This is a genomic window from Rhodanobacter sp. FDAARGOS 1247, assembly GCF_016889805.1.
In the GTDB taxonomy this organism is placed as follows: Bacteria; Pseudomonadota; Gammaproteobacteria; order Xanthomonadales; family Rhodanobacteraceae; genus Rhodanobacter.
Genome location: NZ_CP069535.1, coordinates 1,288,685 through 1,307,442, shown reverse-complemented (window position 1 = coordinate 1,307,442; position 18,758 = coordinate 1,288,685). Strand labels below are relative to the sequence as shown.

Here is an 18,758-nt window from a genome sequence, read left to right as displayed (position 1 = left end):
CGACAGGAGGTTCAAGCCTTCACTCAGGCGCTCTGCGGCAGCGGCGGTTCGCCGGCGTCGAACGGGTCGAGCCAGTCTTCCGGCGTCAGCACGGGCAGGCCATGGGCCAGCCGCGCCTTGTCGCATTGCGGGCTGACCGCGCCGGACTCCCACGACGGCTGCACTTCGCGGCATACCGACGGTCGTTGCGGATAGATGCCGCAATGGGCGGCCTCGCCCACCACGCCCTGCAGCGCCACGCAGCGTATCTGCGCGGCGTTGGTACCGCGCATGGCCAGCCGGTGCGGATCAAGTTTTTCGGTCAGCTCGGGCGGAACGCAGCCGCCGAGCAACGCTTCCGCTTCCGACCAATGGAAGGCCACGCGAAAGAACGCGCAGCAGGCACCGCAACGCAGACAGGGATGATCCATCGAACCGACCAGGCGCGCCCCGAGGCGCGCAGGGAGCGGATTCTAGTGCGCGGGAAGGCGGTTGGGGAGTGGGGAGCGACGTCGCTTTGACCCCCTTTTGCAGGAGTGCGGCAAGAGCGACCCCACCCTTGCCCTCCCCTGCTTGCAGGGGAGGTAGACGGAAAGCGCTCGACCGGAAGTTGAGCGCTTGCTTGCAAGAGCGACCCCACCCTTGCCCTCCCCTGCTTGCAGGGGAGGTAGACGGAAAGCGCTCGACCTCAAGGTCGAGCGCTTGCTCGCTTTATGGCTCTCCGGCGAAGGTGTTGCATTGGGCCATGTCGCCGCTGGCGAAGCCGGTCTTGAACCACTTCACGCGCTGGGCCGAGGTGCCGTGGGTGAAGGTGTCCGGACGCACGCGGCCTTGCGCCTGCTGCTGCAGGGTGTCGTCGCCGATGTGGCTGGCGGCGTTGAGCGCCGATTCGATGTCACCCGGCTGCAGCCAGTTCAACTCCTGCTGACTGTGATTGGCCCACACGCCGGCATAGCAGTCCGCCTGCAGTTCCTGTCGCACCGACAAGCCGTCGGCACCATCCATCGGGGCGCCCTGGCGCCGCGCCTGGTCGACCTTGTCGAACACGCCGGTCAGCTTCTGCACGTGATGGCCGACCTCGTGCGCAATCACGTAGGCGCGGGCGAAGTCGCCGGAGGAATGCAGCTCGTCCTGCAGTTGCTGGAAGAACGCCACGTCCAGGTAGACCTTCTGGTCGCCCGGGCAATAGAACGGACCCACCGCCGTGCTGGCGCTGCCGCAGGCCGTGCTTACGCCACCGCTGAACAGGTGCAGCTTGGGCTCGACGTAGGTGGCGCCGTGTTCGCGAAAGATCTCGCCCCAGCTCTGCTCGGTGGAATGCAGCACGGCGCTGACGAAATCCTTCTGCTCGGGATCGACCTGGGCCGGCACGCCGGTCTGGCTGCCGGCGCCGGGCTGGATGCTGCCCTGGTCCAGCAACGCCATCGGGTTCTTGAAGAAGATCCAGCCGATCAGCGCCAGCACCACGATGGTGCCCAGGCCCATGCCACGACCGCCGCCGAAGCGCCGGCCGCCACCGCCGCCGCCACTGTCGACCTCGACATTGTTGCTGCTGCCACCCTTTCGCCAATCCATAGATCCCCCGCAGTGCTGGTACGTGCGCCTCGGCGCTGTCTGGCGACGATAGCGCGCTGCCGCGCATCGCGCCACGTCGGACATCACGGCTAAAGTAGGCCACCCTTCGTGAGGATTTCAGCATGACCCACCTGCCCGCCCTGGTTACCCTGCTCACCGTACTGCTGCTGTTCGGCACCATGTGGGCGGTTGGCCATGCCCGCGGCAAGTACGGCGTCAAGGCGCCCGCGACCACCGGCGACCCGGCCTTCGAGCGGGCCTACCGGGTGCAGATGAACACGCTGGAGGCCACGGTGATGTTCCTGCCGACGCTGTGGCTGGCGGCTCACTACGGCTTCACCGGATGGGCCGGCATCGCGGGCCTGGTCTGGCTGGTCGGCCGCGTGTGGTATGCCCTGGCCTATCTGCGCGACGCCAGCAAGCGCGGACCGGGTTATCTGGTGAGCATGCTCGGCTGGGCCGCGGCGCTCGTGATGGCCTGCATCGGCGTGGCGCGCGCGATGATGGTCGGCTGAAGTCAGTCGAGCAAACCCGGAGCGGTGCCGCTCAACACCCACAAGCGATGCGGCACCGCCATCGGCTCGCCGGCGTGGCGCTTGGCCAGCATCTCGGCCAGCTCGGCATCGAAGCGTTGCACCTTCGCCTCGTCCAGGCTGGCACCGATGCCGGCACTGGCGCGGATGCGCCCCCGCCAGTCGGCGTGGCTGTAGGGAACCTCCACATCCAGCGACCAGGTGCGCAGGTCGTTGAAGCCGGCTTCGGCCAGGTCCTTGAGCCATGCCGGATACAGGCCACTGCCGCTGTGCATGGTCCAGCCCGCGTTGTAGGCAAGAATCAGTCGCTCGGTGTCCTGCACCATGTTGCCGTTGAGCGGCACCCAGTCGAAATGCGCGATCACGAAGCGGCCACCGGGCCGCAGCCACTTGCGCACCAGCGCGGCGCTGCGGGCCCGCTCGAACCAGTGCCAGCATTGCCCGGCTGTCACCACGTCAAACGAAGCCGATGCGAAATCGGCGTTCTCGACCCGGGCCCTGACCTGCTTCACCTGCACGCCTGCGGCGCGATCCAGCTCCGCGGCTTGCGCGAGCAACGGGGCGGAGTGATCCAGCCCGGTGACTTCGCAGCCGCGCAAGGCCAGCCCGCGGGCCACCGTGCCGGTGCCGGTGCCCAGATCCAGCGCCGCGTCACCGGGATGGACGCTGCCGTCGCCAAGCAGGCGCTCGAAGAAGATCTCGGGGAACCCTGCCCGATGGCGCGCGTAGTCAGCGGCCGTCCTGCCGAAGTCGATAGCCATCACACCCCCTGTAGCCACTGGTGACGCAAGCTTCTGCTGTTTGGCATAGTAGCGGCATGACCCCGCGCTGCAAGCCGTGGCCCACGCACGCTCCCGGCACGGGTGAAGACCTGTCCGGCGGGTGACACCTCGAAGCGCGCGCCGCGCCTTCACCCGCATCCCGCAGGCATGATCAACGCATGGAAGTCAGTGGTACCCAGACACCCCGGCCACCCGCCCTGCCCTCCAGCACGAAATATCGACTGCCACCGGGCCTGGGCGGCGCGGCAGGCATCATCGCGGGCTACTTTGCGCTGCAATTGCTGGCCGGATTCGCGTTTGCGCTGGTAGCCATGTTCGCCGAGATGTTCGATCACCCGGCGACCGGCCTGGAAGTTGCCGTCGGCACCACCCTCGCCCGGCCAGGCATGCAGGCCTGGCTGGCGATCGTCTCGCTGGGCGCAGCCGCACCACTGACCCTGTGGCTGGCGCATCGGCAATGGGGCGCGTGGTGGTCGACGGGTCAGCCGCCGGGGCTGGGTTTCGTCGCGCCCAGCCGGGCCTGGTTCTTCGCACTGGCCATCGCCACCGGCCTGTTGCTGCCGTGGATCGGTTCGCTGCTGACGCAATGGCTTGCGCAGGGCCATCCGGTGACCCAGGACATCCAGCAGATCGGCGCGCGGACTCCGCTGGCATCGCGCCTCCTGCTGGTGCTGGTGGTGGTCGGCGTGGGCCCGGTCGTGGAGGAACTGCTGTTTCGCGGCGTGCTGCTGTCGGCCCTGATGAGGCATTGCCGTGCCGGCCTGGCGGTGGCGTTCAGTTCACTGGCGTTTGCGCTGATCCATCTGCCGGGGCTGGATTACCAGTGGTATGCGGTGCCGAGCCTGCTGTTGCTGGCGGTGCTGCTGGCGATCCTGCGCCTGGGTTCGAAGTCGATCTGGCCCGCCGTGCTGGCGCACGGCATGAACAATCTGCTGGCCGTCGCCGGCTGGTTCATCGCCATCAAGGCGACGGGGTGACTCCGCCACGACGCAGCAGTCGCGCCGTTTCGAACAGCGGCAGCCCCATCACCCCGGAATAGCTGCCGGCCAGATGCTCGATCATGGCCCCCGCGCGTCCCTGGATGGCGTACGCGCCGGCCTTGCCGAACGGCTCGCCGCTGGCTACGTAAGCCTGGATCGCCCCGTCATCCAGCGCGCCAAACCGCACCAGGGAAACGCATTCCTCCCGGTACTCGCCCTGCCCGTCGACCAGCCACAGCGTCGAAATCACCGTATGCGTGCGACCGGAGAGCCGCTGCAGCATCGCGGCCGCATCCGCGGCATCGCGCGGCTTGCCGAACACCTCGTCGTCCAGCACCACCTCGGTGTCCGCGCCCAGCACCCGGGACGCCGACGCATCGGGCAGCGCCGCCAGGCCGGCACGGGCCTTGTCGCGGGCCACGCGGCTCACGTAATCCTGCGGTGATTCACCCGGTTCGCGCTGTTCGGGCACCTCGACATCGATCACCGCAAAGGCCACGCCCAGCTGCTCCAGCAACTGACGGCGGCGTGGCGATTGCGAGGCGAGATACAGCATGCGAAGTCCGACGGATGCGGGGAAAGTCAGAGTGTCAGCCCGTACTCGCAGAACTGCGAGTCACGTTGCCAGCCCAGCGATTCGTACAGCGCCTGCGCCGGCGCATTGTCCAGTGCGGTGGACAGCGACAGACTGGCTGCCCCCAGCGCGCGCGCCTGGTCCGCCGCCGCGCGCAGCAAGGCCGCCGCCACGCCACGTCGGCGCGCCGACGCGTTGACGAACAGGTCGTTGAGCAGCCACGTGCGCACCGTGCGCACCGAGGAAAACAGCGGATACAACTGGGTAAAGCCAAGCCCTTCGCCGTGTTCGTCGCAGGCCAGCAGGATCAGCGATTCATGCCGGGCAAGCCGCGCCGCCAGGAACTCGTGCGCGCGCGCCGGATCGGACGGCTGGCCGTAGAACTGCCGGTAGCCATCGAACAGCGGCACCAGCGCATCGAGATCGGAACGGGTTGCGGGACGGACGGAGAAGGACATACGCGCGCTCCTTGGAAGCATCAAGCCCGATGATAGGGGTGGCCGCTCATGATCGTGGTCGCACGATACAACTGCTCGGCCAGCACCAGCCGCACCAGCATGTGCGGCAGGGTGAGCGGCCCGAGCGACCAGCGCTGGTCGGCGCGTTGCAATACCTCGGGCGCGTGGCCATCGGGACCGCCGATCAGGAAGGCCAGGTCGCGCCCGGCCATGCGCCACTTCTCCAGTTGCGCAGCCAGCTCTTCGCTGGACCAGGTCTTGCCGCGGCCGTCCAGCGCGACCACATGGATGTCGTGCGGCAGGGCGGCGAGGATCGCCGCGCCTTCGTCCTGGATCGCCCGTGCATCATCGCGGCCCTTGCCGCGGGTGCCGGGTTTCAGCTCAACCAGATCCAGCGGCAGGTCGTGCGAAAGCCGCTTGCGGTACTCGGCAAAGCCCTCGGCCACCCAGCCGGGCATGCGTTCACCGACGGCGATCAGGCGCGCGCGCATCGACGCGGCGGCTCAGCCTGCCTGTGCGGCTTCGCCGCCAGTCTCGCTTTCGTGACCGTGGTCGCCCACCGTCCACAGCCGCTCCAGGCCATAGAACTCGCGGATGCGCGGCAGCATGACGTGGACGATCACGTCGCCCAGGTCGACCAGCACCCACTCGCCCTCGGTTTCGCCTTCCACGCCCAGCGGCATCACGCCGGCCTTCTTGGCGAACTTGGCCACTTCGTCGGCAATCGACTTGACGTGGCGGGCGGAGGTGCCCGACGCGATGACCAGCAGGTCGGCGATGGAGGTCTTGCCACGGACGTCGATCTCGCGCACGTCCTTGGCTTTCAGTTCTTCCAGCGCGTCGATGACCGACTTGCGCAGGGTGGCCGTGGTGACGGACTTGTTGGTACGGGCAGTGCTCAAGAGGATGGGCCTCGGTGCGGAGTCGCAGCGCAGGATGGCGCGGGCGCAGTATAACCGCCCTGCCGGCGCGGCCGCAGATCAGGGCGCATGCCCGGGGCCGACGAGCAACTGCCGCTGCATGTCGCAGATTTCCGTGCCGGCCGCCCCGCGATCCACCAGGCTCATCATCCGGTAGGTTCCCGCCGGCACGTCGTCCGGGTAAACGGTGATGTTGAACCCGGAACGCACTGCCTCGCTGGCCTGCAGCACCCGGGCCACATCGGGGCGCGGCACCCCGGTACGGGCCTGGAAGCCATACGCCTCGCTGTCGCCCCGCAGCAGCAGCCTGAACTGTGCCGGCGCCGTACCGCCGCCATCCACCACCCAGCCGCCGGTAGTGAACGGTTGTCCCGGGCGGACCGTGGTGGCCACTCCCCGCTTCAGGGTGTTGCCGTCCACGCGATCGAGCGCGCAGTGGCCGGCAGGCCTGGCCGCAGCCAGCACGGAAGCCGGCAGGCGAATGGCATAACCATCCAGCCCGGCATCGTCCGTCGCAGGCGCAGGCGCCACCGTTTCGCCATGGCCGGCGCCCGCCGGGAAAATCGTATTGGCGACCTCGTGCATGTAATAGGTCTTCACCAGCGCCCGGCACTGCGCATAGCCGGCCGCGATCTGATCCGGTATCTCGCCGGGAGCGTAGACCTGCCCCTGGTAGATCGCATAGACCGCCCGGCCGATCGCCGCGACGGAAAAACCCCGGTCGTGGCGACGGTCGAAAAGCGAGTACCCCAGAAAGCTGTTGCGGACCTTGTCGATGCCGAGCAATTGCAGGAGGGTCGGAGCGAGGTCCACCGAGGTGCGCCCATGCGCGTCCAGCCGTGCCGGCAATTGCAGCCAGGGCGCGTGGATCAGCAGCGGCACCTGATCGACGAAATACGGCTTGTAATGGTCACCCGCCACGCGCACGTACGGCGGCTCGGCATAGTGCGCGTGATCGACCGTCAGCACCAGGATCGTGTTGGCGGCATACGGCGACGACATGAAATAGTCGTAGAACGCGCCGAATTCCGCATCGGTCGTGTGCAGCGTATTCAGGCTCGGCTCGTCGCCATCGCGATAGGGAACGCCGTCGGCGGGAATGTCCAGGAAGGCGTGCGTGCCGACCGAGTACAGGCTGGCGAAAAACGGCCTCGCGTCCTTTCGTTGCTGCAGGAACCGGGTCAGCGAGCCGTACGCCTCCCGATCGGTCAGCGACTGGCGGAACAGGGGTTCGTCCACATGCAGCAGCTCGCTGCGGCTTCGGGTCGCCGTGTAGATATCGTCGAATCCCAGCATGCCCACCAGCGAGGTCAACGCATCCGACCGCGGGTGCGGGGAAAAGAACACCGTTTCATAGCCGCGCCGATGCAACAGCTTCGGCAGCGAGGCGTACGAGCGCCTTGCGTAGGACGATGCATTCCCCTCGCGCCAGCCGGCCCCGCCGTCCGCTCCGCCGTGGAACGGGTAGCCGGAGGTCAGCACCCCTTGCAGGCCGCGAAACGTGGCGGCGGTATGGTTGAAGTAATTGTCGACCACCATCGCCTGGCTGGCCATCCGCGACACGTTCGGCGTGAGACCGGGATAGCGTCCCCCATAGGTTTCAAACAGGCGGGCGGATTCTCCTTCGACAAACAGCACGATCACGTTCGGTTGCTGCACCGCCCGCGTCGCGGGAAACGGCAGCGCCTGCGCAGCGCCCAGTCCGTCCCTGAGGAACGGATAACGACCGGAACCCAGGATCACGCCGCAAACGGATTCCCCCGCGGACGGCCCAGGCGATCCATCCGACACCTCATCCGGGGTGTGCAAGTCGAGGCCGGCGCGAATCATGGCGGCGAGCGGCGACTGGCCGGATGCAAGATGGGCTTCGCTGCCAGCCGATGAGGTGCCGCCATTGAGCGCGGCTACGCCTGCGCAACAGAGCAACGCGGCAAGCAGCAATCCGAGCTGCCGTCGTCGCGGCAGCTGCCTTCCGGCGCTGCGCCACGAGTACAGCAGCATAACGACGCAGGCCGCCCCCGTTGCCACCAACAACGCATTTCTTGCAAGGCTGGCGGTGAGGAAAGCCTCCTCCGTGTTTTCCAGCGCCAGCACGCTGACAAAACTGTTGGAGATCAACAGGGCATAGCCCTGCACCACGGAGGTCATGGTGAACACGATGACGATGACGGCGTACAGCACGGTGCGCGGCAGGCTTCCGCGCAACGGCCCCATGCCAAGCAGCAGCGTGCACAGGCAGCCGAACGCCAGGGCTTCCAGCATGCCGGCGAACAGCACGCTCGATATCAGCGTCGCCCCGGGAAGCGCGGGCAGGCGGGCGAAGTAGACGGTCAGGATCACGATGTACGCGACAAACAGCAGCGCCACGTGAACCCACGGTGCGCGCAAACTGCCGCGCCGCACCTCGCTTCGAGGAATGGTCAATGCCCCAGTCACCATCATGACAAAGTGAGGACTAGGCTAGCCAAACCCGGACCGGACGGCCAGCTTGCCACCACGGCGGCATGGGGACGACGGCGGGCACGCGTCCCGCCGTCATGTCGCGAGTGGATCAATGCGCCAGGGAACGGCGGGCCAGCCGGTACTCGTGCATCAGTCGCGCGACCAGTTCGGCGGCGGGTTGCGGACGGACCAGGGCGGCGGCCTGGCCGCACCATTCGGACAACAGGTCGCCACGGCCCGCTGCAGCGGCGGCGCGGCGCAGCGGCGCGGTGAGCGCGTTGAGGATCGGGTACGGCAGGCCCTGCGCCGCCGCCGGCATCGCCTCGACGAAACGGTTGCGCAGGCCGCGGGCGGCGCGACCGGAGAAGCCGCGGATGGTGGTGACCCGGTGTTCTTCGACCCGGGACAGATCCTGCTTCCACGCCGTAGCCGCCGGGCATTCCGGGCAGGTCAGGAAGGCCGTGCCGAGCTGGCTGGCCGCCGCGCCCAGCGCTTCGGCCGCCAGCATGCCGCGACCGTCCATGATGCCGCCGGCGGCGATCACCGGCACCTCCCGGCCGCTGGCCGCCAGCGCGCGCACGGTGAGCGGCAACAATGCGAACAGGCCGATCATCGCGTCCTCCGCGTCATGCAGGAAGCTGCCGCGATGGCCGCCCGCCTCGGCTCCCTGCATCGAAACCGCGTCCGCGCCCGCCTCGACCCAGGCGCGCGCCTCGGCCACCGTGGTGGCGGTGCCGATCACGTAGATGTCGCGTTGCCGCAGCTCGCGCATCTGCGCGGGGCCGATCACGCCGAAGGCGAAACTGGCCACCGCTGGACGCACCTCGCACAGGGCGGCGAACTGGTCGGAGAATCGCGGCGCCCAGCGCGCGGGCACGGCGGTGCGGACATCGAGCCCTTCGCGGATCATCAGCGCGTCGAGCTGTTCGCGCGCTCGCGTCACCGCCGCCATGTCGGCCTCGAATTCATCCGGCAACACGAACAGGCCAATCGCATATGGGCGGTCGCCCAGTGCACGGATCTCCGCGGCCTGATCGAGGATCGCCTGCGGTTCCAGATAACCGGCGCCCAGCGAACCCAGCGCGCCGGCGTTCGACACCGCCGCAACCAGCGCAGGTGACGTCGATCCGGCCATGGGCGCCTGGATCAACGGATGCTCGATGCCGAGCCGGCTGGCGAACGACGCGCTCATGGCGGATGGCCTGCGGGAAGGATGGCCAAGTATCCACCGCCACCCAAGGCAACTGAAGCCGCCGACGGCGCGTCGCCGCGCGATGCCCCGTCGGCGGCGCCCGGTCAGCCGCCGGAGCTCATCGCGTCCTTCTTCATCGCGTCCTTCTTCATCGCATCCTTCTTCATCGCATCTTTCTTCATCGAACCGTGCTTCATCGAATCGTGCTTCATCGAATCAGCCTTCATCGCATCGTGCTTCATGGCATCGTGCTTCATGGCGTCCATCTTCATCGAATCCTGCTTCATCGCATCCTTCGACATGGCGTCGTGCGACATCGCGGTGCTGGAGCTGGCAGCCATCGCGTCCTGGGCGAACGCGGTGCTGGTGGCGAGGCCGCAGGTCATGGCGGCGGCAAGAGCAAGGGCAAGGCGTGCATTCATCATCGGTCATTCCTCGAAAAGGGATAGAGCGGTCGGGCCGCTCCACCTCTCCATTCGCCATGGCCCACGCCCGGGTTACACCGCCGGGTCAGCCGCCCTGCCCGGCCACGATGTTCACCGTGATCGCGATGATGAACACGTTGAAGAAGAATGCGATCACGCTGTGCATCAGCACCACGCGGCGCAGGTAGTTGCTGGTGATCTGCACGTCGGAGACCTGGAAGGTCATGCCGATCACGATCGAGAAATAGGCGAAATCCCAATAGTCCGGGTCGGGCGTATGCGGAAACTCCAGGCCGGCGTGCTGCTTGCCGAAATCGCCGTAGTAGCCATGCGCGTAATGGATCGCGAACATCACGTTGAGGAACAGCCAGCTGAGGATCACGCTGAGCACGCCCACGCCCAGCGCCAGGACGCCACCACTGCGTGCCGCGTGCAGTTCCATGCCCAGCGCGCCCAGCACCACGCCCGACAGCAGCACTCCACCCAGCAGCACGCCCCAGCGACCGGTGTCGATCGCCTGCGCCTGGCTGCGCATCGTGTCCGGCGTGGACCGGTTGAACAGATGGAGCATCACGCCCAGAAAGATCACCGCGGCGAGATCGAAGGCCAGCAGTACCGCGTTGGCCAGCCGCATGCCGCTGACCAGCAATCCGGCAACCGCGACCACGAACACCAGCATCGAACCGATCGTTCGTGGGCGCCCCCTGGCGAATGCCCACGGCCGCCAGCCGCGCGATGCCCGCCGGCGCGGCCGGGCCGGTCGATCCGGCGTGGAGCCCTCGCTCACCACGCGCTGGACCAGCGCAGGGTCAGGCCAGCAGGTCGGCGTAGTCGGGGTGGCGTTGCATCCATGCGGCAGCATACGAGCAGGCCGGGACGACTTTCCAGCCCTCGTTGCGCGCCGTGTCCATCGCGGACTGGACCAGCGCCGCGGCAATCCCGCGGCCACCCACTTCGGCCGGCACGCCGGTATGGGTGATGGTCATCACGCCCGCGGCGAGCAGGTAATCGAGCACGCAGGGCACACCCTCCACCTCGGTCTGGAAACGGTAGGCGGCACGGTCGTGGCGGATGACGTAGGACATGGCGGTTCCTGCTGGGGCGCAAACGGCGATGGTACGGCGCCAACGGCAATCGCGCGTGAAGCACCGCACCGACTTCGTTCGCGCCAGTTACATGGCCGGGGGCGCACAGTCGGCCTTCACCCCACAGCCGCGCAGGAGCACGCCATGAAGAAATCCGCATCCGCCCATTGGTCCGGTGGCATCAAGGATGGCCAGGGCACGATCTCGACCGAGACCGCCGCCCTGCGCGAAGCGCCGTACGGATTCAAGTCCCGCTTCGAGAGCGGCCCCGGCACCAATCCGGAGGAACTGATCGCCGCGGCGCATGCCGCCTGCTATTCGATGGCGCTGTCGCTGGGCCTGGGCAACGCCGGACTGACCGCCGACAGCATCGACACCAAGGCCGTGGTGACGCTGGACAAGGATGGCGACGGCTTTTCGATCACCGCCGTCCATCTCGACTGCGAGGCTCGCGTGCCCGGCGCGGAAGCGGACGCGTTCAAGCGCATCACCGAGGAGACCAAACAGGGTTGCCCGGTATCCAAAGTGCTCAATGCGAAGATCACGCTGGAGGCGCGCCTGCTCTGACGCGCAGCTCAGGCCGCCGCCATGGCCTCCGCCGTGGCAGCGGACGCCTCGTGCTGGCGACGCTGGCGCACCGCCTGTGCCAGCCTCGTCAGCACGCCGACCGAGGTGTCCCAGTCGATGCAGCCGTCGGTGATGCTCTGGCCGTAACGCAGCGGTTGCCCAACAAGCAATTCCTGGCGGCCACCGACCAGGTGGCTTTCCACCATCACGCCGAGGATGCGCCGTTCGCCGGCGGCCATGCGCTGGGCGAGGTCGTCGATCACCTTCGGCTGGTTCTCCGGCAGCTTGCCGCTGTTGGCATGGCTGACGTCGATCATCACGCGGGCGGGCAAGCCGGCCTTGCCGATGGAGGCGCAGGCCGCCTCTACGCTCGCCTCGTCGTAATTCGGCTGCCTGCCGCCGCGCAGGATGACGTGGCAGTCGGTGTTGCCGCTGGTGCTGGCGATCGCGGCCTGGCCGTCCTTGGTGACGGCCATGAAGTGGTGGGGCTGGGCCGCCGCCTGCACCGCATCCACCGCGATCCGCACATTGCCGTCGGTGCCGTTCTTGAAACCCACCGGGCAGGACAGTCCCGACGCCAGTTCGCGATGCACCTGGCTTTCCGTGGTGCGCGCGCCGACCGCGCCCCAGGCCACCAGGTCGGCGATGTACTGCGGCGTGATCATGTCCAGGAACTCGCAACCGGCCGGCACGCCCAGCGCGTTGATGTCGCGCAGCAGGACGCGAGCGATGCGCAGGCCCTTGTCGATGCGGAAGCTGCCGTCCAGGTCGGGGTCGTTGATCAGGCCCTTCCAGCCCACCGTGGTGCGTGGCTTCTCGAAGTACACCCGCATCACGATTTCCAGCGCGTCGCCGAGTTCACGGCGCAGCGGCGCGAGTCGCCCGGCGTACTCCAGCGCCGCTTTCGGGTCATGGATCGAACACGGCCCGATCACCACAGCCAGGCGGTCGTCACTGCCGCCGATGATGCCGTGCAGCGCCTGTCGCGCCGCTTCCACCGTAGCGATCGCCGGCGCCGTGGCGGCGCAGTCGCGCATGACCTCGGCCGGCGTGCTGAGGCGGGTGAGTGCGCGGATGCGCAGGTCGTCGGTGGTGTGCATGGCGGCGGTTCTCCTGGTGGGTTCCCCGGAGGCGGCCAAAAAAAACCGCCAGGGAGGCTGGCGGTTCGGTGAGGTTGTGTCGATCAGTTCAAAACGATCGCGCCCGCGCCGCCGCCGTTGGCTTCGGATAGCCGTAAAACCAGAAGAACAGGCGGGCGGTGGCGGAATGCATGGCGTCATTGATAACACAATGGACGTCCAAATCAAACTTCCCGTCATCCAGACGATAGACTGGGCGCATGCCATCGCCCATCGACGTGCTCCGCCAACCGATCCGCCACTGGGTGCTGCGCGCCTTTCCGCGCGCCGACACCGGCAGCCTCGACTACGACCATCCGCACGGTGATCCGGGCCTGTTCGGGCCGGACAGCGCCACCTGGCGCGTGCATTCGGACTTCCCCGGCATGCTGGCCGGGGGCCTCGCGGCGCTGACCTTGCAGACCCTGCATCCGCTGGCCCTGGCCGGGGTCTGGGATCATTCCAACTTCCGCGACGACCTGATCGGCCGGCTGCGCCGCACCACCGCCTTCGTCGGCGGCACCACCTACGCGCCCCGCGCGCAGACCGAGGCGCTGATCGAACACGTGCGGATGATCCACGGCCACATCACCGGCCACGGCGAGGATGGACGTCCATACAGCGCCAACGATCCGGACCTGCTGACCTGGGTGCATGTCAGCGAGGCCTACTGCTTCCTGCAGGGTTACCGCAGCTACAGCCACATCGCGATGCCGCCGGGCGCGGCCGATCGCTACTACGACGAAGTACGGCAGATCGCCGAGGCGCTGGGCGCGCGCGATGTTCCCGCCAGCGAACGGGACGTCGCCGCGTATTTCCGGCGCATCCAGCCCGAACTGGCCTATACCGAACGTTCCCGCGTGGTGCTCGGCCTGCTCGGCCAGGTGCGCCTGCCGGTGCCGGCCGCCGGACTGTCGCGCGACCTGTTCCTGCTGGCCGGCAGCGCCCTGCTGCCGGACTGGGCCATCACGCTGCTGGAGCGCACGCCACGCCAGCAGCGCCAGGCCCGCGTTGCCGCCCGCGCGCTGTGGTTGATGGCGCCAGCCTTCCGCGCCGCCCTGCGCGACGGCATTGCCAGCCGCGCCTGCCGGCGCATGGATATGCCGCCCGAGCAGTTGCACCGGTGGAACGTGCCGGCCGGCCGAGACTGACGGGCCCGGACTGACCATCCAGGATTGACAGTCCCGCCCCATCGGCTAACGTCGGCGGGCACGCACTTCCAGGGGTTCTCGTGGCGACACTCATTCCCAGCCGCAACAGCTGCCTGCCGCGGATGACCGGCGGCGAGAAGCGCGTCTCCGAGCGGCTCGAACAGAAACTCGAGGACGACTACCTGCTGTGGTACGACGTACCGGTGGGACTGAAGCAGCGCCATCCGGATTTCGTGGTGTTCCACCCGCGCCGCGGTCTGCTGGTGCTGGAGGTGAAGGACTGGAAGGCCGACACCATCCGCCATGCCGACAGCACCCAGTTCACCCTGGTCACCGAGCGCGGCCTGATCAAGGAGAACAATCCGCTGCTGCAGGCGCGTGCCTATGCACTGGAGATCGGCGTGGTGCTGGAACGCGACCCGGCGCTGCGTTATCCGGAAGGCTCGCGCTACGCCGGCAAACTGATCATGCCGTGGGGCTGGGGCGTGGTGCTGGCCAACATCACCCGCAAGCAGTTCGACGAAGGCGCGCTGGGCGAGGTGCTGCCCGGACACCTGGTGATCTGCCGCGACGAACTGTACGAGACGGTCGACGCCGAAGCGTTCCAGGAGCGGCTGTGGGCGATGTTCCCGCAGGTGTTTCCGGTGACCATGACCCTGCCCCAGATCGATCGCGTGCGCTGGCACCTGTTCCCCGAACTGCGCGTGGAAGCCGGCAGCGGCCAGTTCGGCCTGTTCGGTCCCACCGATGCCGCGGTGCGTCCGCTGGAAATCCCCGACCTGATCAAGGTGATGGACGGACAGCAGGAACAGCTGGCGCGTTCGCTGGGCGGCGAGCACCGCGTGATCCACGGCGTGGCCGGTTCGGGCAAGACGATGATCCTGGGCTTCCGCGCGATGCAGCTGGCGCGCGAACTGACCAAACCCATCCTGGTGCTCTGCTACAACAGGACGCTCGCCGCACGGCTGGAACAGCTGATCGGCGAGCGCGGCCTGGGCGAGAAGGTGCAGGTCTACAACTTCCACAAGTGGTGCCGCAAGATGCTGGTGGCGTACAACGAGCCGCTGCCGGCAGGCAGCGGCAAGGCCTTCATCGAGGCGCTGCCGCCGGCGGTGATCGCCGGCGTCGACCGCAGCCAGATTCCGCGCGCCCAGTACGGCGCGGTGCTGGTCGACGAAGGCCACGACTTCGAGCCGGACTGGTACAAGCTGATCGTGCAGATGATCGACCCGGCCACCAATTCGCTGCTGGTGCTGTACGACGACGCGCAGAACATCTACGGCAACCCGAATCGCCGCAAGATCAGCTGGAAAAGCCTCGGCGTGCAGGCCCAGGGCCGCACCACCATCCTCAAGCTCAACTACCGCAACACGCTGGAAATCCTCTCGGTGGCGCGCGCCTTCGCCCAGGACCTGCTGGCCGCGCGCCTCGACGATGCCGACGGCGACGGCGTGCCGCTGATCCCGCCGGAAAGCGCTGGCCGCCGCGGCGCCGTGCCCGAGCTGGTGCGCACCGACACCGCCCGCGCGCAGATGGACGTGCTGATCGCCCGGCTGCGCGACGAGCACGCGCACGGCCGTCCGTATTCGGAGATGGCGGTGATCTATCGCAACCAGTGGGAAGGCGAGAAATTGCACGAAGTGCTCAAGCGCCTGGACATCCCCAGCCGGCTGGCCGACAACGCCGGCAAGCAGACGCTGTTCGTGGTCGAGGACAGCGTGAAGCTGGTCACCATGCACTCCAGCAAGGGCCTGGAGTTCCCGTTCGTGATCATCCCCGGCATCGGCGGCCTGCCCAAGGAAGGCCAGAGCGAAGCCGACGAAGCCCGCCTGCTCTACGTGGCGATGACCCGCGCCACCGAACACCTGCTGCTGATCCACCACGACGATTCGGTCTTCAGCAAGCGCATCCGCGATTCGATCAACGACGTGAGCGCGCAGTTGTCCGGCTGATGAGCCACGTTGTCCCGCGGCATTGCGCCGCGGGGCAACGGCGCGGCATCGGTTGCCGGGCAAGCCGGCCACTCCTACAATAAGAATCATTCTCACCTGATGGCTCCCCGGCATGGCGTGGCGGTCGACGCGCGCCTGTCGCCATCCGGTGCAGGAACACAGCCATCGCGCGGTGGCGGCCGGGTCAACATCCCGGTCCGCCTCGACGCGTGCAGCCGCTTCCCGCCAACCTGCTCACAAGGCTTCCGATGTCATCGATCCCCTCTTCGTCCGTGGCGAGCACCGCTCCGCGCCACCGCTCCGCGCTGCCGCACGCGATCCGCATGGCATGGCTGGCGACGCTGGTCAGCTTCGGCGTCTCCGCCCATGCCGCCGACACCCCGGCCGCCACGAACACCGGCGGCGACGCGCAACAGAACGCCGCGACCACGCTGGAAGGCGTGCAGGTCACCGCGCCGATCGCCAAAGACAGCAATTCGGTGACCAAGACCGATACGCCGATCATCGAGATCCCGCAGTCGGTGTCGGTGATCACCGATGAACAGATGAGCCTGCGTGGCATCCAGGGCATCGAGGAAGCGGTGTGGTACACCGCCGGCGCCCAGGGCGGCGGCTACGGCCCCGATTCTCGCAGCGACTGGCTGCTGGTGCGTGGTTTCACCCCGGCGCGCTACATGGACGGGCTGGCGCTGGCCGAAGGCTCGGGCACCGGCATCACCCGCATCGAACCGTACGGGCTGGAGCGACTGGAAGTGCTGAAGGGCCCCTCGTCGGTGGTCTACGGCGCGATGCCGCCGGGCGGCATGGTCAACATGGTCAGCAAGCGGCCGACCGAACAGCCGCTGCATGAGGTGGGCGTGGAAGTCGGCAGCTTCGACCTGCGTCAGGGCACGTTCGACTTCGGCGGCCCGCTGAATGATTCAGGCACGCTGCTGTACCGGCTCACGGGCCTGGCCCGCAACAGCGACACCATGGTCGACCACATCAAGGATGATCGTTATTACCTGGCGCCGGCGCTGACCTGGAAGCCCGACAACAGCACCTCGCTGACCGTGCTGTCGCACTTCCAGAAATCCGCGACCGCGTCCGGCGGTGGCTTCCTGCCCGCCGAAGGCACCCTGCTGCCCAGCCCCAACGGCAAGATCCCGCGCCATCGCTTCACCGGCGAGCCGGGTCAGAACGATTACGACAAGACGCTGGCCTCGATCGGCTACGAGTTCCACCACGACTTCGCCAGCGGCCTGGCCTTCAACCAGAACCTGCGCTACGGCAAGGCCGACGTGGACAACAACGGCGGCAACGTGGGTGCGTTCGGCCTGCTCGGCGACGGTCGCACCCTGCTGCGCTACCTGTTCCCGAACGAGAACCACACGAAGACCTTCGGCGTCGACAACAACCTGCAGTACACCTTCGACGCAGGCAGCGTGCAGCACATCGTGCTGGCCGGCGTGGACTATCGCCGCGCGAAGGACGACTACGCCTCGGCGTTCGACTTCAACGTGGGCGGACTGGACGTGTTCGACCCGGTCTACGGCAGTCCGGTGACGGTGCCTGCGTACACCAGTCACACGCTGCAGACGCAAACGCAATTGGGCGTCTATCTGCAGGACCAGATCAAGCTGGGGCGCTGGGGCATCACCGTCGGCGGTCGCCAGGATCACGTGAAAACCGCCACCGACAACCTGATCGGCGGCACCACCACGGGCCAGACCGACGATGCATTCTCCGGCCGCGTCGGCGTCAACTACCTGTTCGACAGCGGCCTGGCGCCATACGTGTCCTGGTCGCATTCGTTCCAGCCCACCGTGGGCACCGACTTCGCGGGCAAGGCGTTCAGCCCGACCACCGGCGACCAGTACGAAGCGGGCCTGAAATACCAGCCGGCCGGCGGCAATGGCCTGCTCAGCGCATCCGTCTACCAGATCACCCAGCAGAACTCGCTGACGATCGACCCGAATCACACGCTGTACCAGGTGCAGCAGGGTGAAACGCGCCTGCGCGGCGTGGAGCTGGAAGGCCGCTGGAACATCGGCCGCAACCTCAGCGTGTACGGCGACTACACGTACAGCGATTCGAAGGTCACCCGGACCAACGACCTGCCCTCGCTAGGCAGGCAGATCGCCCTGCTGCCGAAACAGCAGGCCTCGCTGGGCGCCGACTACACCATCGTCGGCGGAACCCTGGCCGGGCTCGGTTTCGGCGGCGGCGTGCGTTACGTGGGCGAGCACTACGGCGACATCTACAACGACTGGAAGACGCCGTCGTACACCTTGCTCGACGCGGCCGTGCACTACGACACCGGTGGCTGGCGACTGCAGTTGAACGTCAGCAACCTCACCGACAAGACCTACGTTTCGGCCTGCAACAGCGCCGTGTGGTGCTACTACGGCTACGAGCGCACGGTCACCGCCAGCGCGCGTTACCGCTGGTAAGCGCATGACGGCCTGGCTCGGCGTGGTGGCCTTCGCGATGGCGGCACTGTCCGCCGTCGCGTTGTACGCCGGCTCACCGCATTGCATGTGGCGCGTGTTGCGCGGGCGGCCGCGCAGCGCACGGCTGATCGGCACGCTGCTCGCGCTGGCGTCCCTGTTCGCCTGGACGCAGCTGTTCGGCGTCGCCGCCGGCCTCGGCGCCACGCTCGCCAGCCTGATGCTGGTGCTGGTCGCGCAACCGTACCTGGCCCTGTTCATCGGCAGCCCGGATGCCGACACCACGGCGGATGACAAAGCATGATCCGCCGCCGCAGGAAAGCGAGCTGATGTGGGCGCGGCTCAGCGCCGGCATCGCGCCGGGTTTCTTCCTCGCCGCCGCGCTGCTCGGGCTGGTCAGCTGGCTGCTGCCCGGCAGGTGGGAATCGACCATCATGGTCGGCCTGCTGGCGTTCTTCCCGCTGTGGATCGGCATCGTCTGCGCCGCGCTGCGGTTCTCCAGCGGACGGCGCGCGTGGCTCTGCCTGGGCATCGCGGCCGTGGCGGGCTTAAGCCTGCTGCGGTTGCTACAGGCATCGGGTTGGGTCGGCTGAGCA

22 protein-coding genes are annotated in these 18,758 nt (G+C 67.7%); 8 read left to right on the top strand and 14 right to left on the bottom strand.

Features of this window, described 5'->3' with window-relative positions; translation table 11 throughout:
* Positions 1-23 precede the first annotated feature (23 nt).
* Complete coding sequence (locus I6J77_RS05785) at positions 24-410, bottom strand: YkgJ family cysteine cluster protein (protein ID WP_204110892.1); 387 nt, start codon at positions 408-410, stop codon at positions 24-26.
* Positions 411-690: 280 nt separating this feature from the next.
* The gene (locus I6J77_RS05780; RefSeq protein ID WP_204110891.1) at positions 691-1,554 is read right to left on the bottom strand and encodes a neutral zinc metallopeptidase; all 864 of its coding nucleotides are present in this window, start codon (positions 1,552-1,554) and stop codon (positions 691-693) included.
* A gap of 122 nt (positions 1,555-1,676) precedes the next feature.
* Here I6J77_RS05780 and I6J77_RS05775 point away from each other — a divergent pair, with 122 nt between their 5' ends.
* Positions 1,677-2,069, top strand: a complete 393-nt coding sequence (locus I6J77_RS05775; RefSeq protein ID WP_056715173.1) for an MAPEG family protein — start codon at positions 1,677-1,679, stop codon at positions 2,067-2,069.
* A 2-nt stretch (positions 2,070-2,071) separates the two neighbouring features.
* Here I6J77_RS05775 and I6J77_RS05770 read toward each other — a convergent pair whose 3' ends face one another.
* A complete protein-coding gene (locus tag I6J77_RS05770) occupies positions 2,072-2,848 on the bottom strand; it encodes a class I SAM-dependent methyltransferase (protein WP_056715175.1) in 777 nt (258 codons plus the stop codon).
* Between the two features lie 179 nt (positions 2,849-3,027).
* On the opposite strand from I6J77_RS05770, the gene I6J77_RS05765 reads away from it, so the two are divergent.
* Entirely contained in the window at positions 3,028-3,846 is an 819-nt protein-coding gene (locus tag I6J77_RS05765; protein ID WP_204110890.1) for a CPBP family intramembrane glutamic endopeptidase, read from the top strand.
* Here I6J77_RS05765 and I6J77_RS05760 read toward each other — a convergent pair.
* The 9 genes from I6J77_RS05760 to I6J77_RS05720 all read right to left on the bottom strand — a co-directional run bounded on the left by I6J77_RS05760 (position 3,830) and on the right by I6J77_RS05720 (position 10,945).
* Entirely contained in the window at positions 3,830-4,405 is a 576-nt protein-coding gene (locus tag I6J77_RS05760) for a nucleoside triphosphate pyrophosphatase (protein WP_204110889.1), read from the bottom strand. The two genes, I6J77_RS05765 and I6J77_RS05760, sit on opposite strands and share 17 nt — an antisense overlap.
* Positions 4,406-4,431: 26 nt before the next feature.
* Positions 4,432-4,881 (bottom strand): GNAT family N-acetyltransferase, encoded by a 450-nt coding sequence (locus I6J77_RS05755; protein WP_204110888.1) that lies wholly within the window; start codon positions 4,879-4,881, stop codon positions 4,432-4,434.
* A 20-nt stretch (positions 4,882-4,901) separates the two neighbouring features.
* Entirely contained in the window at positions 4,902-5,372 is a 471-nt protein-coding gene (gene rlmH / locus I6J77_RS05750; protein ID WP_056715188.1) for a 23S rRNA (pseudouridine(1915)-N(3))-methyltransferase RlmH, read from the bottom strand.
* A gap of 12 nt (positions 5,373-5,384) precedes the next feature.
* Positions 5,385-5,783 carry a ribosome silencing factor gene (gene rsfS / locus I6J77_RS05745; RefSeq protein ID WP_082542717.1) on the bottom strand — a complete coding sequence of 133 codons (399 nt, stop codon included), beginning with the start codon at positions 5,781-5,783 and terminating at the stop codon, positions 5,385-5,387.
* A gap of 78 nt (positions 5,784-5,861) precedes the next feature.
* A complete protein-coding gene (locus I6J77_RS05740) occupies positions 5,862-8,168 on the bottom strand; it encodes an LTA synthase family protein (protein ID WP_204110887.1) in 2,307 nt (768 codons plus the stop codon).
* A gap of 184 nt (positions 8,169-8,352) precedes the next feature.
* Positions 8,353-9,435, bottom strand: a complete 1,083-nt coding sequence (locus I6J77_RS05735; RefSeq protein WP_204110886.1) for a nitronate monooxygenase family protein — start codon at positions 9,433-9,435, stop codon at positions 8,353-8,355.
* A gap of 104 nt (positions 9,436-9,539) precedes the next feature.
* Positions 9,540-9,857 carry a pentapeptide MXKDX repeat protein gene (locus tag I6J77_RS05730; RefSeq protein WP_204110885.1) on the bottom strand — a complete coding sequence of 106 codons (318 nt, stop codon included), beginning with the start codon at positions 9,855-9,857 and terminating at the stop codon, positions 9,540-9,542.
* Positions 9,858-9,945: 88 nt separating this feature from the next.
* Positions 9,946-10,539, bottom strand: coding sequence for a DUF1345 domain-containing protein (locus tag I6J77_RS05725; protein WP_200946144.1), 594 nt, complete (start codon positions 10,537-10,539; stop codon positions 9,946-9,948).
* Positions 10,540-10,669: 130 nt separating this feature from the next.
* A complete protein-coding gene (locus I6J77_RS05720) occupies positions 10,670-10,945 on the bottom strand; it encodes a GNAT family N-acetyltransferase (RefSeq protein ID WP_204110884.1) in 276 nt (91 codons plus the stop codon).
* A gap of 144 nt (positions 10,946-11,089) precedes the next feature.
* On the opposite strand from I6J77_RS05720, the gene I6J77_RS05715 reads away from it, so the two are divergent.
* The gene (locus I6J77_RS05715; RefSeq protein ID WP_204110883.1) at positions 11,090-11,512 is read left to right on the top strand and encodes an OsmC family protein; all 423 of its coding nucleotides are present in this window, start codon (positions 11,090-11,092) and stop codon (positions 11,510-11,512) included.
* Between the two features lie 8 nt (positions 11,513-11,520).
* On the opposite strand, the gene I6J77_RS05710 is transcribed toward I6J77_RS05715, so the two are convergent.
* The gene (locus I6J77_RS05710; protein ID WP_056765413.1) at positions 11,521-12,612 is read right to left on the bottom strand and encodes a 3-deoxy-7-phosphoheptulonate synthase; all 1,092 of its coding nucleotides are present in this window, start codon (positions 12,610-12,612) and stop codon (positions 11,521-11,523) included.
* Positions 12,613-12,700: 88 nt separating this feature from the next.
* Complete coding sequence (locus I6J77_RS05705; RefSeq protein ID WP_204110882.1) at positions 12,701-12,853, bottom strand: hypothetical protein; 153 nt, start codon at positions 12,851-12,853, stop codon at positions 12,701-12,703.
* Here I6J77_RS05705 and I6J77_RS05700 point away from each other — a divergent pair.
* The 5 genes from I6J77_RS05700 to I6J77_RS05680 all read left to right on the top strand — a co-directional run bounded on the left by I6J77_RS05700 (position 12,852) and on the right by I6J77_RS05680 (position 18,755).
* The gene (locus I6J77_RS05700) at positions 12,852-13,781 is read left to right on the top strand and encodes an oxygenase MpaB family protein (protein WP_204110881.1); all 930 of its coding nucleotides are present in this window, start codon (positions 12,852-12,854) and stop codon (positions 13,779-13,781) included. The genes I6J77_RS05705 and I6J77_RS05700 overlap by 2 nt on opposite strands.
* An 80-nt stretch (positions 13,782-13,861) precedes the next feature.
* Positions 13,862-15,733: a 3'-5' exonuclease gene (locus tag I6J77_RS05695; protein WP_204110880.1), complete on the top strand. Its 1,872-nt coding sequence runs from the start codon at positions 13,862-13,864 to the stop codon at positions 15,731-15,733.
* A 248-nt stretch (positions 15,734-15,981) separates the two neighbouring features.
* On the top strand, positions 15,982-18,165 hold the full coding sequence (locus I6J77_RS05690) for a TonB-dependent siderophore receptor (RefSeq protein WP_204110879.1): 2,184 nt from the start codon (positions 15,982-15,984) through the stop codon (positions 18,163-18,165).
* 4 nt (positions 18,166-18,169) lie between these two features.
* Positions 18,170-18,466, top strand: coding sequence for a hypothetical protein (locus tag I6J77_RS05685; protein ID WP_204110878.1), 297 nt, complete (start codon positions 18,170-18,172; stop codon positions 18,464-18,466).
* On the top strand, positions 18,453-18,755 hold the full coding sequence (locus I6J77_RS05680) for a hypothetical protein (protein ID WP_239309199.1): 303 nt from the start codon (positions 18,453-18,455) through the stop codon (positions 18,753-18,755). The genes I6J77_RS05685 and I6J77_RS05680 overlap by 14 nt, the downstream gene beginning before the upstream one ends.
* Positions 18,756-18,758: the final 3 nt, after the last annotated feature.

What these genes read in the sequence shown, in the direction of transcription:
- I6J77_RS05705 (WP_204110882.1), bottom strand. Translation starts at nt 12,853, where the DNA reads ATGCGCCCAGTCTATCGTCTGGATGACGGGAAGTTTGATTTGGACGTC.
- I6J77_RS05765 (WP_204110890.1), top strand. Translation starts at nt 3,028, where the DNA reads ATGGAAGTCAGTGGTACCCAGACACCCCGGCCACCCGCCCTGCCCTCC.
- I6J77_RS05720 (WP_204110884.1), bottom strand. Translation starts at nt 10,945, where the DNA reads ATGTCCTACGTCATCCGCCACGACCGTGCCGCCTACCGTTTCCAGACC.
- I6J77_RS05680 (WP_239309199.1), top strand. Translation starts at nt 18,453, where the DNA reads ATGACAAAGCATGATCCGCCGCCGCAGGAAAGCGAGCTGATGTGGGCG.
- I6J77_RS05735 (WP_204110886.1), bottom strand. Translation starts at nt 9,435, where the DNA reads ATGAGCGCGTCGTTCGCCAGCCGGCTCGGCATCGAGCATCCGTTGATC.
- I6J77_RS05715 (WP_204110883.1), top strand. Translation starts at nt 11,090, where the DNA reads ATGAAGAAATCCGCATCCGCCCATTGGTCCGGTGGCATCAAGGATGGC.
- I6J77_RS05710 (WP_056765413.1), bottom strand. Translation starts at nt 12,612, where the DNA reads ATGCACACCACCGACGACCTGCGCATCCGCGCACTCACCCGCCTCAGC.
- I6J77_RS05780 (WP_204110891.1), bottom strand. Translation starts at nt 1,554, where the DNA reads ATGGATTGGCGAAAGGGTGGCAGCAGCAACAATGTCGAGGTCGACAGT.
- I6J77_RS05725 (WP_200946144.1), bottom strand. Translation starts at nt 10,539, where the DNA reads ATGCTGGTGTTCGTGGTCGCGGTTGCCGGATTGCTGGTCAGCGGCATG.
- I6J77_RS05700 (WP_204110881.1), top strand. Translation starts at nt 12,852, where the DNA reads ATGCCATCGCCCATCGACGTGCTCCGCCAACCGATCCGCCACTGGGTG.
- I6J77_RS05730 (WP_204110885.1), bottom strand. Translation starts at nt 9,857, where the DNA reads ATGAATGCACGCCTTGCCCTTGCTCTTGCCGCCGCCATGACCTGCGGC.
- I6J77_RS05785 (WP_204110892.1), bottom strand. Translation starts at nt 410, where the DNA reads ATGGATCATCCCTGTCTGCGTTGCGGTGCCTGCTGCGCGTTCTTTCGC.
- rlmH (WP_056715188.1), bottom strand. Translation starts at nt 5,372, where the DNA reads ATGCGCGCGCGCCTGATCGCCGTCGGTGAACGCATGCCCGGCTGGGTG.
- I6J77_RS05760 (WP_204110889.1), bottom strand. Translation starts at nt 4,405, where the DNA reads ATGCTGTATCTCGCCTCGCAATCGCCACGCCGCCGTCAGTTGCTGGAG.
- I6J77_RS05755 (WP_204110888.1), bottom strand. Translation starts at nt 4,881, where the DNA reads ATGTCCTTCTCCGTCCGTCCCGCAACCCGTTCCGATCTCGATGCGCTG.
- I6J77_RS05690 (WP_204110879.1), top strand. Translation starts at nt 15,982, where the DNA reads ATGTCATCGATCCCCTCTTCGTCCGTGGCGAGCACCGCTCCGCGCCAC.
- I6J77_RS05775 (WP_056715173.1), top strand. Translation starts at nt 1,677, where the DNA reads ATGACCCACCTGCCCGCCCTGGTTACCCTGCTCACCGTACTGCTGCTG.
- I6J77_RS05770 (WP_056715175.1), bottom strand. Translation starts at nt 2,848, where the DNA reads ATGGCTATCGACTTCGGCAGGACGGCCGCTGACTACGCGCGCCATCGG.
- I6J77_RS05685 (WP_204110878.1), top strand. Translation starts at nt 18,170, where the DNA reads ATGACGGCCTGGCTCGGCGTGGTGGCCTTCGCGATGGCGGCACTGTCC.